This is a genomic window from Roseateles amylovorans, from assembly GCF_025398155.2.
GTDB classification, from domain to species: domain Bacteria; phylum Pseudomonadota; class Gammaproteobacteria; order Burkholderiales; family Burkholderiaceae_C; genus Roseateles; species Roseateles amylovorans.
Map to the genome: position 1 here is coordinate 729,227 of NZ_CP104562.2, position 15,394 is coordinate 744,620.

Sequence of the window (15,394 nt, forward strand, 5' to 3'; positions counted from 1 at the left end):
CCTGCAAGCGCCCAGGCGTCGTCCGGGCGATATCGTCAGCTTACCCGCTGTGTCGCTCGCGATGCGCGGATGGCGTGCGATGGAAGCCCGTCCATTGCTGGTGCAGCGCCATGAAGTCGTCCATCGCCGACCACAGCGGCTGATAGCGGTCCGCATCCGCATCCAGTTGGGTCAGCGCGAGCGCGCAGGCTTCCAGCGTACTGCGCTGCAGGGGCGCCTGCGCCTGCCGAATGGCGTAGCGCGACGGGGGCGGGGCGATCAAGGACAGTCGCGGGAGTGACTGCAGCCAGGGGTTCTCGTGCAGCATCCGCCGGCTCTTGCGCCAGGTGCCGTCCAGGACGACAAGCGTCAGCGGCCGACGGTCCCGCCCAGGTGCGGGTGGCACCAGAGGCGGTGAGGGCGTCGCGGCGGGATAGAGCAGTACCAGACCGTCGGTGGCGAGCGGGGCATCGAAGCGCTCGCCGATGACGGTTCTGCTGCGCCTCAGGCACCGATGCAGCAGCGCGGCAGTGCCCTTGGCCTGCGAGACCTCATCGGGATGCTGGAGGATCAGCAAGGCGGTGAGGTTGTCCACCGGCCGCACGCAGTGGCAAAAGCACGCGGCGCACGGCCGACCGCAATCCACGCAGTGCGCCCGCCGATCGGGGCACGTCGCGTCGCCGGCGGCCCGTGACGGATCAGCGAGGTTGGCGGGGCGGGCGACGACCGTCATTGGGTCGGCCCGGACCATCGGCACGAGGGCCGCGATCTCCGCGACCTTCACCACCCCGGCCGCCGGGGCCGCGCTGATCGCCGCGAGCGTCTCTCGGCGCGCCGGGCCGCCGATCGCCGCCGCGCGGCGGGCGATCCTGACGTTCGGTGCGCACCGGCTGCTCGGACTCTTCCTTGCGGGCCAGAGCGAGCTGTTCGTCGAGTTGCTCGGGCGACAGGCCCTTCAAGGCGCCGAAGTTGGTCGGCGTCAGCGTGGTGCGAGAGAAGTCACGCAGCAATTGCGCGCGTTCCTGCCGACCGCGGTCCTCTTCGGCGCGACGCGCTTCGGTGATGCCGCGACGACGCGTCAGTTCCTGCACGGCCGCATCCCGATGCTCGTCGCTGAGCTCGCCGGCGGGCTGGCCGTCCAGGTCAAAGCGCTGCTTGGCACGAGACAGGGCGATCAGATAGCCGGTGCCGCCTGTGTAACGTCGCAGGAAGGCCGACAACTGCGCCTTGGTGAAACGGCCCGCAGCGCGTTCCTGAATGTCCGCCTGGATGCGCAGCTTCAGCGGCTTGGGTGCGCCAGCGAACAGCGCCGGGAACAATTCCTTGAGCGCGGCGGCGATGGCGGGCACATCCACGCGAGCGGACTTCTCGGCGGCCTGGGCAGGCCCTGCCGACGAGTTCTCCGACGCGCCGCTGTCTGTCGCGGGATCGTCGGACGCTTCGGGCGCAGCGACGTTCTCCCCCGTTGAGGTGAGAGAAGAGGGGGTCTCCACGGGCTCAGAGGCCGGTGCGGGAGAGGTCGCTTCGCCTTGAGGCGGAATGCTGGAGGACATGAATCAAGCGGCGCGCGGCCGGCCAACGGAGAAAAGGGGGGATTGTGCCCATAGCCACACGGGCGTGGCAATTCACGTCGTCAATGGCCGACCGGTCGGCCTCCCCCAGAATGGCGATTCGTGCCGGGATTCGATCAATCTCAGGGTTTGGGTTCGCAGGCGGGCTTGCAGATGAGCTCGGTGCGTCCGAGGATGCGCTTGGACTGGAGGCTGCTGGGCGGGCGGTGACGGCCACACTTGAAACACGAACGGGTCTGGCCGCTGCCTTGGAACGGCGACCCTCCCAGCTTGGAGGCATAGCGCAGGCCGTCTTCCCGAACGGCGGTGCTGGTGTCTTTGCTCATGGTCTCGCTTCGCTTGGCGCGTTGTAGCGAGCCGCTCCGGTGGTACCGCAACGGCTCACGGGATCCCTCTCGATCGATATTAGGTGCCGTCCATGACGGCCCGCTACATCGCTTGCCCGGGGGTCTCTACGCTGGCGGCAAGCATCCGACGAACGGTCAACTTTGCGTCGACAATCGCACCGCCGCCCGATTCGGTGCGGCTGAATGCACCCCCATGGCCAAACTGTTTTTTCGCTACGCGGCAATGAACGCGGGCAAGTCCACCGCGCTGCTTCAGGTCGCGCACAACTACGAAGAGCGCGGCCATGCCGTGCGCATCTTCACCGCCGGTGTGGATGATCGGTACGGGCGGGGCATGGTGACCTCACGACTCGGTCCGCAGCGCGTGGCCGAGGTGTTCACCCCCGAATCCGACTTTCGCGCCTTGCTGGGCGCCACGCCGGCCATCGCCTGTGTGCTGGTCGATGAGGCCCAGTTCTTGACGAAGGATCAGGTCTGGGCGCTGCATGAGATCGCCCACATTCGCCACGTACCGGTGATCTGCTATGGCCTGCGTACCGATTTCCAGGGCGAGTTGTTCCCGGGATCGGCCTCGTTGTTGGCACTGGCGGATGAGATGGACGAGATGAAGACCATCTGCGACTGTGGCCGCAAGGCAACGATGAACATGCGGGTGGATGCCACCGGGCGCAAGCAGACTGAAGGCGCCCAGGTGGAGATCGGCGGAAACAGCCGCTACAGGGCCGTCTGCGGAAGATGCTTTCGCGGGGCCTGAGCACGCTGAAGGGCGCTGAAGGGCACCGAAGCGCTCAAGAGGGGATGCGGCCCACCAGCCGCATTGAGGGGCGGCGCGAGAAGACCATGGGACTTCCCGCACGCGACATTGCCGCTGATGTTGACGCAGTGGCGAACGGTCGCGTGCGCGGTCTCCATCAGCACCGGCGCCGCCCATGCAGCCGTCGTCGGCGATATGAGGGGCGGAGACGGGCGCGCGCCTCCCAGGCGTGGCCTCTTCCCGAGGCACCACGGCAGAACGGCGGCGGCGGCATCGACACGCCAACCTGGGCCCCGCGCGATCGGCGGGGCCACGGGTGGCCGCAGGTCTGACGCGCTGAGGCGCGGACAGACCTGGGCGACCGGCGGTTACTTCTTGTTGAGTTGTTCTTCCAGTTCCTTGCAGGACGGCGCACAGACAGGCTGAGACTTGCCCAGCAGCTTGCGCGACTTCAGCAGCGCGCGCGGGCGATGCTTGCCACAGAGGAAGCACGACATGGTTGCCGCGCCGAAGGAAGAGGTTGCCGCGAACGGCGAACCGGGAGCTTTAGAGCGATAGCGCAAACCATCGGCTTCGATGGTCGTCTTGGTCGTTTCCTTGGCCACGCTGATCCTGATCTTGATAAGAGTATGAAATGCCAGGCCGACTCCCCGAGTCCCCCTGGAGGTCGTCGGCCAAACCCGTATTTTCCTATAAGCGGGAGCTTCCCCCTACCGGGCCATCGCTAATGCCCGTGACATGGGGTCGATCTGCGTCGTTGACAGGGGTTGGAAAAACCCGCTTTGCGGCGTTTTGGCGGGCCGCCTCTTGCGACCGGTCCCCCTGACGGCGGCGCCCTGGGCGCCGGCGCCGCGCGTGTAACACCCGCCCGACGGCCTTGGCAGCGTCTAGGGAAAACACCTAGAATTCCGCCGCTCGGTTCCATGCGGGCGTCAAGAAACAAAACGCGAAAAATCGCAACACAGGGAAGCGAGCGCAGTGATGGATCGGATCGAGAGCCTGTTCGCCGCCATGCGGGCGGCAGGGCAACCGCTGGACGGGCATTCAGGCGACAGCATCGCCAGCTTCGCTCAGCAGGTCAGCCAAGCCCTGTGCCATTACTTTCAGTGCTCGCATGCCAGCATCTGGCTGCTGGACGGCGCGCCCGGCGAGCATCGTCTGCGCAACCTCGCCTCGCATGAGTCCGATGGCCCCAGCCGCCAGAACCCGATCTGCGCGCAGCAAGCCTATCCCGGCTACTTCCAGGCGTTACTGGGCCAAGGGGTCTTCCACTGCGCGGATTCCCATCTCGATCCACGACTCCAGGGCCTGACACCTCCGCCCACCTGGCGTTCGATGCTGGACGTCTGCGGCCAGATCAATGGCAAGACCATCGGCGTGATTGCCTTGGGCGAGCGCGATGAGGCCCGCAACTGGACCAAGCGTGAGGAACTCGACCTCCGCCGCGCCACCGCCAAGGCCTGCCTGCGTCTGCATGCGCTGCGGCAGGAACTGGAGACTGTCTGAGTCGCGTCGGCCTGAGTCGCTTTCCCCGACGACGCGCGGCGCTGACCCCTTGACGCTCACGCCATGCTCACGCCACGCTGACGCTCACTCGCACGCTCACGGTGATGGACGGGCCTCAGACTTGACCGGCGCCGGCCCGAGGTCCTCAGCGTCCGACGAAGCGCGGTTCGCGCTTCTCCTGCCACGCCCGCACACCCTCCGCCAGATCGTCAGATGCGTTGGCCGCGGCGATGTCCGCCGCCAGCGCCTGCGCATCCAGGCAGCCGTTGGCGATGGCATTCAAATGCCGCTTCATGCCGGACAGCGCCAGCGGCGCATAAGCGCACAGCCGCGCGCACAACGCCTCGACCGCTTCTTCCAACGCGGCGCGGTCGGTGAGCAGTTGGTCGAGGAAGCCGCTGTCGCGCATCGCCTGCGCCTCCAGCGTCTCGCCGGCCAGCAGGATGCGCTTGGCCATCGACAGTCCGAGCCGGTTGACGTAGCGCACCATGCCGCCGCGATAGAAATGCAGACCCAGCCGTGCGGCCGGCACGAACATCTCGCAGGCCAGGGTGCCCAGCCGGAAATCGCAGGCCAGTGCCAGATCGGTCGCGCCGCCGTAGACACCGCCCTGAAGGGCCGCCACGGTCACCGGGCGGGCTTGCTCCCATGCATCGGCGAGCGATTCGAACAGCGCGCCGGCATCCACGCCGGGTACCGCATCGATGTTGAAGCCGCTGCAGAAATGCTTGCCCAGCGCCTGGAGCAGCAGGACCCGCACGTCCGGCCGAGCGTTGACCTGCTGCAAATGCGATTGCAGCGTCTGCAGGTCCAGCAGTTCCAGCCGATTGGCGACCTGCGGGCGGCGGAGCGTGATCCGGGCCAGCGGGCCATCGATCTCAAGGGTGGGTGCGTGTTGCGGCATGGCTGGGAAGTCTAGTGGCCCGGCCCGCAGGCGCGCACGCGGCCGATCAGATCGACCGACCGGTCGGCTGAAGTCGCTCCACCTTGTCAATGCGGCATCCACTGACGGAGGACCGTTGGAATCTGGCTAGAGTCGGCCGCACAACAACCCACACGGAGACACGGTGGACGGCTCGATCGCAAGCATTCTGGTGCTGGACGGGATCACCAACGGCGCGGTCTATGCGCTGCTGGCGCTGGCCCTTGTCCTGGTCTTTGCGGTCACCCGGGTGATCTTCATCCCACAGGGCGAATTCGTGGCCTTCGGCGCGCTGACGCTGGCCGGGTTGCAGCTCGGACACACGCCGCTGACCATCCATTTCCTGATCGCGATGGCGCTGCTGGCTGCGCTGCTGGATCTCGTGGCGGCCGTGCGGGCCGGGCATCTGGCGGCTTCGCTGCGGGGCATCGTGTTGCGGGCCGCACCGCCGTTGTTGATCGGCGCGGCCGCGCTCTGGCTGGCGCCGATGAAGTTGCCCCTGGGCGGCCAGGCCCTGTTGACGCTGGCCATCGTCACGCCGATGGGCGGGCTGCTGTACCGATTGGCCTACCAATCGCTGGCGGATGCGTCGGTGCTGGTGCTGCTGATCGTGTCGGTCGGGGTGCACTTTGCGCTGACCGGGCTCGGACTGGCGTTCTTCGGTGCGGAAGGTTCGCGCAATCCCAGCTTCTGGGATGCCAGCTTCAATCTGGGCCCGCTGCTGTTCTCGGGCCAGACCGTGATCATCGTCGGCGCTTCGATCGCGCTGATCATCGGCTTGTGGCTGTTTTTCGAGAAGAGCCTGTACGGCAAGGCGCTGCGCGCCACCGCCGTGAATCGATTGGGCGCCCGCCTGATGGGCATCTCCAGCCTCTCGGCGGGACGGCTGTCCTTCACCTTGGCGGCCTTCATCGGCGCGCTGTCCGGCTTGCTGATCAGTCCCACCACCACGATCTTCTATGACAGCGGCTTCCTGATCGGCCTCAAGGGCTTCGTGGCGGCCGTGTTTGCCGGGCTGTCGAGTTATCCGGGAGCGGCGTTGGGTGCGCTGCTGGTCGGGCTGATCGAATCCTTCAGCTCCTTCTGGGCCAGTGCCTTCAAGGAGGTGATCGTCTTCACCACCATCTTGCCGGTGCTGTTGTGGCGCAGTTGGCGCGATCCGCACCAGGAAGACCACTGACGCCGATTGCCGGCGCGGCGCTCGGAATTGCCGCTTCGCACCACTCGCTCCAGCCTCTCCGCCCGCGCCACCGCCATCGACCACGAGCGCGCCTTTGCGCCGAGCACGACCTCCAACCCGATGACGATCAAGCCTTCCCATCTGTCCGCCGCTGCCGGTGTCTTTGCGCTGGCGGTGTTGCCCCTTCTGCCGGTGCCCGAGTTCTGGATCACCCAGGCCAACTACATCGGCATGTTCGCGCTCGTGGCCCTGGGGCTGGTGCTGCTCACGGGCGTCGCTGGACTGACCTCCTTCGGCCAGGCCGCCTTCGTCGGTGTGGGCGCCTATGCCACCGCCTTGCTCAGCACACGCTACGGGCTGTCGCCTTGGCTGGGCCTGGTGGCGGGCTTGGCGATCACCGTGGTGATCGCGGCGGTGCTGGGCTGGATCACCTTGCGGATGTCGGGGCACTACCTGCCGCTGGCGACGATCGCCTGGGCATTGAGCCTGAACTTCACCATCGCCAACCTCGAGTTCCTCGGCAAGTACGACGGCCTGCTGGGCGTGCCGGCGATCAGTCTGTTCGGCGTCAGCCTGGCGGATGGCAGAGCGATGTACTACCTGATCTGGCTGTGCGCGCTGCTAGGGGCGCTGGCGGTGCGCAACCTGCTGGACTCCCGACCCGGTCGAGCTATTCGCGCGCTGGGCGGCGCGACCGTCATGGCCGAGGCGATGGGCGTCTCCACCTACCGCTACAAGGTAGTGATCTTCCTGATCGCGGCCTTGCTGGCGTCGGTCTCGGGCTGGCTGTTCGCGCATGTGCAGCGCACCGTCAACCCCAGCCCCTTCGGCCTGAAGATGGGCATCGAATACCTCTTCATGGCGGTCGTCGGTGGGGCGTCCAGTGTCTGGGGCGCGTTTGTCGGCGCGGGCGTGTTCAAGATCATCGAGGACCAGCTCAAGGAACTGCTGCCCCGCCTGCTGGGTAGCAACGGCAACTTCGAGATCATCGTGCTGGGCGTCGTGCTGGTGTTGATGCTGAAGTACGCGCCCAAGGGACTGTGGCCGGCCTTGCAGACCGCGCTGGCACGCCATCGCCCTGCGCGCGCCCGTATGCGCGACTGGGCGCAGGCGCCGGCTCTTCCGGTGCGGCCCAAGCCGGCCGCCGGCACGGTGCTGCTGGAGGTGGATGGTCTGCGCAAGCAGTTCGGCGGCCTGGTGGCGGTGAACGATGTCAGCTTCACCCTGCGGGCCGGCGAGATCATGGGATTGATCGGACCCAACGGCGCCGGCAAATCCACCACCTTCAACCTCATCTCGGGCGTGATGTCGGCCAGCGCCGGCACCTTGCGTTTCGCGGGGGCCTCGATCAGCGGGCTGCCCTCGCGCCGCATTGCGCGGCTTGGGCTCTCGCGCACCTTCCAGCACGTCAAGATGATTCCGGACATGACGGTGCTGGAGAACGTCGCCCTGGGCGGTTATCTGCGCAGCACCAGCGGCACCCTGCGCGCCATGCTGCGCCTGGACCGCGAGGACGAGCGCCGCCTGTTCGCCGAAGCCGAACGGCAGCTGCAGCGCATCGGCATGCAGGCCCACCTGCATGAGCTGGCCGGCAACCTGGCGCTGGGACCGCAACGCATGATGGAGATCGCTCGCGCGCTGTGCAGCGATCCGTCGCTGCTGCTGCTGGATGAGCCGGCTGCGGGATTGCGCCACAAGGAGAAGCAGGCACTGGCCGAGGTGCTGCGCCAGTTGCGCAGTGAAGGCATGAGCATCCTGCTGGTGGAGCACGACATGGACTTCGTGATGGGGCTCACCGACCGTCTGGTGGTGATGGAATTCGGCACCAAGCTCATCGAAGGCACTCCGGCGCAGGTGCAGGCCAGCCCCGAGGTGCGGGCGGCGTATCTCGGAACGGAACACTGACATGAGCGAGCTGTTGACGGTCCGCGGGCTGCATGCCGGTTATGGTCGAGCGCACGTGCTGACGGGCCTGGACCTGCGGCTGCGTCAGGGCGAAGTGGTCACGGTCATCGGGCCCAACGGGGCGGGCAAGAGCACCACGCTCAATGCGTTGATGGGCGTGTTGCCCTCACGCGGCCAAGTGGTGTTTGATGGTGAGGACATCGGCTCGCTCGGCCTGGAAGCCCGCGTGATGAAGGGCATGTCCCTGGTGCCGGAGAAGCGCGAACTGTTCACCACGATGACGGTGGAAGACAACCTGGTGCTGGGCGGCTTCCGTCCGATGCGCTTGGGAGTGCGCGGTTGGCGCGATGAGCTGGGCCGTGTCTACGAGCTCTTCCCCCGACTGCGGGAACGGCGCGATCAATCGGCCGGCACCTTGTCGGGCGGCGAGCGGCAGATGCTGGCGGTCGGGCGCGCGCTGATGGCGCGGCCCAAGCTCCTGATGCTGGATGAGCCCAGCCTGGGCCTGGCGCCGCTGATCGTGAAGGAAGTCTTCCGCATCGTCGCGCGCTTGCGCGAGGCCGGGGTGTCCATCCTCCTGATCGAACAGAACGCGCGGGCGGCGCTGGAGGTGGCGGACTACGGCTATGTGCTGGAAACCGGCGAGATCGCTTTGGAAGGACCCGCGGCCGAACTGGCCTCCGATCCCCGCGTGATCGACACGTACCTGGGGGCGAATCGCAAGGACTGAACGCGGACGGCGCCGGTGCCGATGACGGTACCGAGGCTGAAGCCGGCCCGCGGCCAGGGGCCCGGCATCAGGCGGAGTCGCTGAGCGCGCGGCGCCGGCGGCTCTTCCCGCCGAACGCTGCGCCAGCCCGGCGCATCAGCAGGAGGGCTTGCCCTGCTGGAGCATTGCGGCCATCCGCGCTTTCAGTTGGGCGTCATCAAGGTCTTCCTTGTGCGTGGCCACCATCCACTTGTGGCCGAAGGGATCGGTGATCTGCCCCATGCGGTCGCCCCAGAACTGGTCCTGGACCGCCATGTCGACGGTGGCACCGGCCGCCTGTGCGCGGGCCACCGTCGCGTCGACATCCGGCACGAACACGACCATCGAGACCGGTGATCCACTGAGCCCCTGCGGGCTGAGCGCGCCGAACTGCGGCCGCTCCTCGGTGAGCATGAAGCGCGCGCCGCCGATGTGGAGCTCGGCATGCATCACGCCGTCGGGCGCCTCCAGCCGGGTGCCTTGACGGGCCTCGAAGGCCTGTTGATAGAACGTGATCGCCGCCGGCGCGTTGCGCACCGTGAGGTAAGGAATCACGCCGTCGGCTGGCGGGACGGCCTGCGTGGCGGTCGGGCCCGTGCGCGGCGTGGCATCGGTGAAGTCAGTCATCTCGATCTCCTGTGGTGGGGTCTGCATCGTGGTCTGGATCGCGGGCTGCGTCATTCCCTACATGAGCACGACGAAGCGGCAGCGGCAATTTCGACAGCAGCGCGTTAAAGGTGTGCCGACTTGTGTCCCACGCGCCGCTGCGGGATGTCGACGGGCCAGACACCGATTGACACAGGGCGGCTGCCGCGCAGTTTTACCGATCCGGCCCCCTCAGTCAGGGGCGGCCCGCGCGGTCAACCGAGGGTCGACCACCATAATCCCCGGACACATCATGGCCCTCCTGTCCACCCTGAAAAAGCTGCTGTCCAGCGACAGCCGCAAGTCCCCCGCCACCACCGCTGCGCCGTCCTCGCTGCGCGGCGCGCCGCCGTCGACGGTCAGCGCACCGCCGCCGGCGCCGTCGGTGGCGTTGTCGCTGACGCTGCCGGACATCTCGGTGACGCCGTCCACCCACGGCTATGACACGGTGCCGGCCTCGCGGCCCATCACGCTGGGACCGCCGGAGCTCTATCCCGGGGCGGCCTCGCCGGACATGTCCCAGCCGGTCACCGCCGAATGGCTGCAATTCAGCGCGCGGCTGTTCGGTCTGCAGCGCCTGAAGGATTCTGCGCCGCATCCGCTGGAATCGGCCTTGCTGCATCGCCTGCAGACCCGCACCGGCGCGCAGTGGTCGGAACTGCTGCCGCGTCTGCCGGCGGTCCTGCCGCAACTGATGAGTCTGATGCGGCGAGAGAACCTCTCGTCGCGCGCGCTGGTCGATGTGCTGTCGCGCGATCCCAGTCTGGTGGGCGAGCTGATGCGCGTCGCCAACTCGGCGCTCTACCGGCCCGAGCGCGAGATCACTGATCTGGCCAGCGCCGTGCTGGTGCTGGGCCATGAGGGCCTGAACCAGGTGGTCATGCGGGTCACCATGCGACCCATCTACAGCCAGGCCCAGGGACGTTACAGCCGGCAGGCCGGCACGCTGCTCTGGGATCTGGGCGAACGCGCCGGCCTCGCGGCCATGCGGCTGGCCCCACCGGGGGATGAGCGCTTTGCCGCTTATCTGGCTGGCCTCAGCTCGCAAGTCGGGCTGATGGGCCTGCTGCGGGTCCTGGACACCTTGCCGGTCGGTCAGCGACCGGCGCTGGATCGCGAGGGCCTGCATCGGCAACTGGTGCCGCTGTCGGCGGGCTGGTCCTCATTGATCGTCGCCCATTGGGGCTTCCCGAGCCGGGTCGTGGACGCCCTGGTTGCCCGACCGGGGCAGCCGGGCCAGAGCGCGGAAGTGGCGGTGCTGGCCCAGGTGGTGCGCGCGGCCGGCGCGGTGGCGCTGCGTCATCTGATGCAGCCGGGTCTGCAGGCGTCCCAACTCGGTGACTGGTCGCTGGCCCAGCGCCGCGCCTATGAGGCGCTGGAGCAGCGCTTCAATTCCGACGCCGCACCAGACGCCATCCCAGCAGGCTGAAGCCAGCGTCCAGCACCAGCGCCAAGGCCGCTGCCGGCAGCGCGCCGGCCAGCAGCAGCGTCTGGTCGTTCAGCGCCAACCCGGTGACGATCCGTTCGCCGAAGCCGCCCGCGCCAATGAAGGCCGCCATCGTCGCCGTGCCCACCGACAGGCTGGTGGCGGTGCGCAAGCCCGCCAGCATCACTGGCAGCGCCAGCGGCAATTGCACCAGCCTCAGGGTCTGGAAGCGCGTCAATCCCAGGGCTGTCGCGGCCTGGATGAGCCCACTGGGCACCTCGCTCAATCCGACGGTGCTGTTGCGCAGGATGGGCAACAGCGCATAAAGCGTCAGGGCCACCACTGCCGGCGCCGGGCCGATGCGGTCCATGGCCCAGATCAGCAAGGCCAGCAGCGCCAGGGACGGGATCGTCTGCATCAACGCGCTGGTGGCCAGCACCGCCTCACGCCACCGCGGCCAGGGATGCAGCAGCAAGGCCAGCGGCACGCCGATCACTGTCGCCAGGCCCACCGCGGCGAGAACCAATCCCAGGTGCTGCAGCGCCAGTCGCGGCAAGTCAGGTCCGAACAGACGGGCCCACAGGCCGGCACGCGGCGCGTCGCTCTGGGAGCCTGCCGTGGATGGACCTGTTGATGCTGCGTTGGACGCAGATGAAGGCGTGGATGCAGATGCAGATGCAGATGCAGATGCAGATGCGGATGCGGATGCGGATGCGGCGTCGGCGGACGGCGACGACGCCAGGAAGCGCCGCGCGATCGCATCGAAGGGTTGGGCCTTCAGTTCCGCCTGCGCATTCATCGCGATCATGTCCGCTTCCTTGATGCGGCCGCGCAGCGTCTGCAGCGCGGCCCATGCGCGCGGATGGCGCTGCGGCAGCTCGGCGCGGAACAGCAGCACCGCGTCATAGCGGGGAAAGAACTGCCGATCATCTTCCAGCACCGTCAGCCCCAGCGCGGCGATCTGCGCATCGGTGGTGTAGATGTCGGTGAGCGCGATCTGTCCCCGTGCGAGCGCCTGATAGGCCAGCCCGTGGTCCAGACCTTCCGGCCGCTGCGGCAGGGCGTAGCGCCTGGCCAACCCAGGCCAGCCGTCTGCACGCCCCAGGAATTCGTGGCTCAGACCCAGTCGCAGCGACGGATGCGCCGCCAGCTGCGACAGCCGCGTCAGGCCTCGCGCGCGGGCGTCTTCCCCGCGCATTGCCAGTGCATAGCCGTTGTTGAAGCCCAGCGGCACGGCCACGTCCAGCCCCATCGGTCGCAGGGCGTCCCGCAGTTGATCGAGCGAGGCGCCGGTCGTGGAGCGTCCCAGGATCTCGCGCTCGATGGTGCCCAGGTACTCCGGATAGACATCAATGCTGCCGGCCCGCAAGGCCGCCAGCACGATCGCGGTGTTGCCCAGGCCTTGGCGCACTTCCACGGCGGCCGAGGCGTCTGCGGCACGCACCGTCTGCGCCATCACTTCGGCCAGGATGTAGCTCTCGGTGAAACGCTTGGAGCCGATGCGCAACGGCGTCTCGGAGGTCGGGGCCGTCCTCGCTGGGGCGCTGCTGGAGGAGGTCGGCGTGGACGTGGACGTGGCCTCGGCGACGGACGTCCCGCAGACCAACGCCAGCATCGTCAGGCTGGCCCATAGCGCAGCGCTACAGCGCGAGCGCGTTCGTGTGGATGACACCGCATGCGGCGCCTGCGAGGGGAGGCCGCGCCTCATCCAGCGAATCAAGAGCATGGGGCGGAGCATAACCAGACCGGGCCGTCGGCCGCGGTCCGCGAAGGCTAGGCGCGGGCCGATGGCGTTTGTGTTCGCGGCGGGGGGGGCGCCGGGCGGTGGCGGTGGCGATGGTCCTGCAGTTGAGCGGACCTTGCCGCACCTGGTGCCAGCGGGCCTGCGGTCTGTCGCGGCACGAACGCGCGATCGGCGTGCGATGCCTACAGTCCGCGACGAGGGCAGGGGGGGCGGCCGGTCGTCGCCACGCAATGCACCGGCCGCTCGAGTGCGACCTTCCCCGCATCTGCCACGCTTCGTTCATCCAGGAGCCCGCCATGACGCTTCGCCCCTTGTCTCGACGGCTGCTCAGCCTGTCCGTGCTGCCCTTGCTGGCGCTGGGCGCCTGCGCGCAGACGCCTCCGCCACCCCCTCCACCGCCTGCGCCGGCGAGCGGTTTCAGTGCGGGCATCGAGGTCACGGAGGAGGTCGGTCCGGCGCAACTGGGCATGCCCGTGTATCCCGGCGCCCAGCCCCAGCGGGACAGTGCGGAGGACAAGTCCGCGGTCAACCTGAGCATGTGGGGTGGCCGCTTTGGTGTTCAGTTGGCCGCGGCCAAGTACCAAAGTCGCGACGATGTCGACCGCGTCGCGCGCTTCTACCGCGAGGCCCTGAATCGATACGGCGATCTGCTGGATTGCGGCGATCCCCGCGCACCGCAGGACAAGCCCAAGGCCGGTGGACCGCTCACCTGCGACGGCGACAAGCCTGAGGCCGGCGGCCAGCTGTTCAAGGTGGGCGTGCCGAAGAACTTCCGGGTCGTCAGCATCAGGCGTCTGGATGCGCGCACCACCCAGATCAGTCTGGCGAGGGTGGCGTTGCGCTGACGGCGGGCCATCCCCAGGCGAAGGGATCGTCCGGCTGGGCGATGAACTGCCCATCGAGCAGCACATAGGCGCGGCCCAGCAGGGAGGGGCGCACCTCGCCTTCACGTTCGCCGTGCTGGTAGCTGGCCTCGAAGACACTGCCGATCACGCTCTCCTGCCGCCAGACGCTGCCCGGCGCGAGCTGACCCTCCGCCGCCAGGCAGGCCAGTTTCGCGCTGGTGCCGGTGCCGCAGGGGCTGCGGTCCCAGGACAAGCCCGGGCACAGCACGAAGTTGCGCCCGCTGTTGCCGGGATCCAGGGCCGGCCCCGTCAGTTGGATGTGATCGACCTCTGCGCCGCCGGCCCCGCGCACGTCCTGTGCCTGCAGCGCCTGCCGGATCTGGGTGGTGAAAGCGGCCAGCGCGTCCACCCGGTCGGACGTGAGCGTCTGGCCGTGATCGGCGCACACAAAGAACCAGTTGCCGCCCCAGGCCACATCGCCGTGCATCGTGTGCCCTTGCACCGTCACCGCAACCTGATGGTGCAGCCGGTAGGCCGGCACGTTGTCGATCCGGACCGTCCCGTCCAGCATGAACTCCGCCTGGATGGTGCCAACGGGGGTGTCCAGCCGCAGCGGGCCCGGACGGATTCGCCCCAGGTGCGCCAGCGAGGCCACCACGCCGATGCTGCCGTGGCCGCACATGCCCAGATAGCCGGCGCTGTTGAAGAAAATCACCCCCGCGTCGCTGCCGGGTCGCTCCGCCTCGGTCAGCAAGGCGCCCACCATCACCGCCGAGCCGCGCGGCTCGGTCACCAGCGCGCGGCGCCAGTGGTCGTGGAAGTCCCGCAGTTCCTGAAGCCGCTCCGCCATCGTGATGCCGCGCAGCACCGGCCCGCCGCTGACCACCAACCGCGTCGGCTCGCCGCCGGTGTGGGTGTCGATGATCCGGGTGGTGGGCGACGCCGCAGCCACGGCCGGGGCCGATCCGCTGAAGCTCGGGAGCGGTGGAAGGTTCATGCGATCACCTGTTGCGCGAATGCGCGTAAAGAATCGATGAGCGCGTCAGACGCCCGTGCGGCCGACTCGCCGTCGCCGCCGGCAATGGCTTCGGCCAGACGCTGATGGGCCAGCGCGCCCTCGGCCACATCGCCGTGATGTCGGTAGGCATACCAGAAGCGACGGCACTGCACGATCATCGGCACCACGGCCGCCACGGCGAATCGGTTGCGGCAAGCCGCATGATTCACCCGATCCATCAACTGGTCTACCCTCATGTAGCGTTCCAGGTCTTCCCGCTGGGCGGCCTCGGCCATCTGGGCGGCACAGGTCAGCAACTCCTCACGCTGGCGCGGCGTCGCCCGGCGGGCGGAGCAGCAGGCAATCAGCCGTTCCAGCGCGCGACGCGCCTCCAGCAGGTCCAGGTGTTCGGCGAGCTGGATGTCGCTCACCATCAGGCCGCGTCGCGGCAATTGCGCAATCAGTCCGTAAGCCACCAGCCGCATCAGCGCCTCGCGGGTGGGCGTGCGTCCCAGACCGATGCGGGCGATCAGCTCCGACTCCACCACCGGCGTGCCCGGCCGCAGCTGCAAGGTGGCGATCAGGTTCTCGATCGCGTCGTAGGCCTGGTCAGCCTGGCGGCGCTTGTCCAGTTCTTGTTGTTGTTCGAGTGTGTCTGAAGTCATGGTCGCGGATCATCGCAGTTGCGGCTTGGGCGCCAGCGCCCGCCACACGATCGCTTCCACCGGTTGACGTTGACGGGGGATCGAGGGCAGCGAGGCCCAGAGGCCAGGACAGGGTGCATGACACGGGCGATGACAGGGGTGACGCGCGAGTCGAGGACAG

At 68.1% G+C, this 15,394-nt stretch carries 16 protein-coding genes; 7 read left to right on the top strand and 9 right to left on the bottom strand.

What is annotated here, in order from left to right; all coding sequences use genetic code 11:
* Positions 1-40: 40 nt before the first annotated feature.
* The 3 genes from N4261_RS03185 to N4261_RS03195 form a co-directional block, all read right to left on the bottom strand.
* On the bottom strand, positions 41-730 hold the full coding sequence (locus N4261_RS03185; RefSeq protein ID WP_435531999.1) for a tRNA-uridine aminocarboxypropyltransferase: 690 nt from the start codon (positions 728-730) through the stop codon (positions 41-43).
* Positions 678-1,472 (bottom strand): ProQ/FinO family protein, encoded by a 795-nt coding sequence (locus N4261_RS03190; protein WP_261758777.1) that lies wholly within the window; start codon positions 1,470-1,472, stop codon positions 678-680. Before N4261_RS03190 ends, N4261_RS03185 begins: the two co-directional genes overlap by 53 nt.
* 200 nt (positions 1,473-1,672) lie before the next feature.
* Positions 1,673-1,876, bottom strand: a complete 204-nt coding sequence (locus N4261_RS03195; RefSeq protein ID WP_261758778.1) for a hypothetical protein — start codon at positions 1,874-1,876, stop codon at positions 1,673-1,675.
* Between the two features lie 214 nt (positions 1,877-2,090).
* On the opposite strand from N4261_RS03195, the gene N4261_RS03200 reads away from it, so the two are divergent.
* A complete protein-coding gene (locus N4261_RS03200) occupies positions 2,091-2,651 on the top strand; it encodes a thymidine kinase (protein ID WP_261758779.1) in 561 nt (186 codons plus the stop codon).
* A 368-nt stretch (positions 2,652-3,019) separates the two neighbouring features.
* Here the strand turns inward: N4261_RS03200 and N4261_RS03205 are convergent, their stop codons facing one another.
* A complete protein-coding gene (locus N4261_RS03205) occupies positions 3,020-3,256 on the bottom strand; it encodes a hypothetical protein (protein ID WP_261758780.1) in 237 nt (78 codons plus the stop codon).
* Positions 3,257-3,632: 376 nt separating this feature from the next.
* Between N4261_RS03205 and N4261_RS03210 the strand changes: the two genes are divergently transcribed.
* Entirely contained in the window at positions 3,633-4,157 is a 525-nt protein-coding gene (locus N4261_RS03210; protein WP_261758781.1) for a GAF domain-containing protein, read from the top strand.
* Positions 4,158-4,302: 145 nt separating this feature from the next.
* Here the strand turns inward: N4261_RS03210 and N4261_RS03215 are convergent, their stop codons facing one another.
* Complete coding sequence (locus tag N4261_RS03215; RefSeq protein ID WP_261758782.1) at positions 4,303-5,061, bottom strand: enoyl-CoA hydratase/isomerase family protein; 759 nt, start codon at positions 5,059-5,061, stop codon at positions 4,303-4,305.
* A gap of 163 nt (positions 5,062-5,224) precedes the next feature.
* On the opposite strand from N4261_RS03215, the gene N4261_RS03220 reads away from it, so the two are divergent.
* The 3 genes from N4261_RS03220 to N4261_RS03230 all read left to right on the top strand — a co-directional run bounded on the left by N4261_RS03220 (position 5,225) and on the right by N4261_RS03230 (position 8,894).
* Positions 5,225-6,259 carry a branched-chain amino acid ABC transporter permease gene (locus N4261_RS03220; protein ID WP_261758783.1) on the top strand — a complete coding sequence of 345 codons (1,035 nt, stop codon included), beginning with the start codon at positions 5,225-5,227 and terminating at the stop codon, positions 6,257-6,259.
* Between the two features lie 120 nt (positions 6,260-6,379).
* Entirely contained in the window at positions 6,380-8,164 is a 1,785-nt protein-coding gene (locus N4261_RS03225) for a branched-chain amino acid ABC transporter ATP-binding protein/permease (protein WP_261760594.1), read from the top strand.
* A 1-nt stretch (position 8,165) separates the two neighbouring features.
* Positions 8,166-8,894, top strand: coding sequence for an ABC transporter ATP-binding protein (locus N4261_RS03230; protein WP_261758784.1), 729 nt, complete (start codon positions 8,166-8,168; stop codon positions 8,892-8,894).
* Between the two features lie 135 nt (positions 8,895-9,029).
* Here N4261_RS03230 and N4261_RS03235 read toward each other — a convergent pair whose 3' ends face one another.
* A complete protein-coding gene (locus N4261_RS03235) occupies positions 9,030-9,539 on the bottom strand; it encodes a VOC family protein (protein WP_261758785.1) in 510 nt (169 codons plus the stop codon).
* A 271-nt stretch (positions 9,540-9,810) separates the two neighbouring features.
* On the opposite strand from N4261_RS03235, the gene N4261_RS03240 reads away from it, so the two are divergent.
* Complete coding sequence (locus tag N4261_RS03240) at positions 9,811-10,986, top strand: HDOD domain-containing protein (protein WP_261758786.1); 1,176 nt, start codon at positions 9,811-9,813, stop codon at positions 10,984-10,986.
* Here the strand turns inward: N4261_RS03240 and N4261_RS03245 are convergent.
* Entirely contained in the window at positions 10,946-12,598 is a 1,653-nt protein-coding gene (locus N4261_RS03245; protein WP_261758787.1) for a glycine betaine ABC transporter substrate-binding protein, read from the bottom strand. The two genes, N4261_RS03240 and N4261_RS03245, sit on opposite strands and share 41 nt — an antisense overlap.
* A gap of 425 nt (positions 12,599-13,023) precedes the next feature.
* Here N4261_RS03245 and N4261_RS03250 point away from each other — a divergent pair, with 425 nt between their 5' ends.
* On the top strand, positions 13,024-13,572 hold the full coding sequence (locus tag N4261_RS03250; protein WP_261758788.1) for a hypothetical protein: 549 nt from the start codon (positions 13,024-13,026) through the stop codon (positions 13,570-13,572).
* On the opposite strand, the gene N4261_RS03255 is transcribed toward N4261_RS03250, so the two are convergent.
* Positions 13,544-14,569 carry a proline racemase family protein gene (locus N4261_RS03255; protein ID WP_261758789.1) on the bottom strand — a complete coding sequence of 342 codons (1,026 nt, stop codon included), beginning with the start codon at positions 14,567-14,569 and terminating at the stop codon, positions 13,544-13,546. The genes N4261_RS03250 and N4261_RS03255 overlap by 29 nt on opposite strands.
* Positions 14,566-15,234 (bottom strand): GntR family transcriptional regulator, encoded by a 669-nt coding sequence (locus tag N4261_RS03260; protein WP_261758790.1) that lies wholly within the window; start codon positions 15,232-15,234, stop codon positions 14,566-14,568. Before N4261_RS03260 ends, N4261_RS03255 begins: the two co-directional genes overlap by 4 nt.
* Positions 15,235-15,394 lie beyond the last annotated feature (160 nt).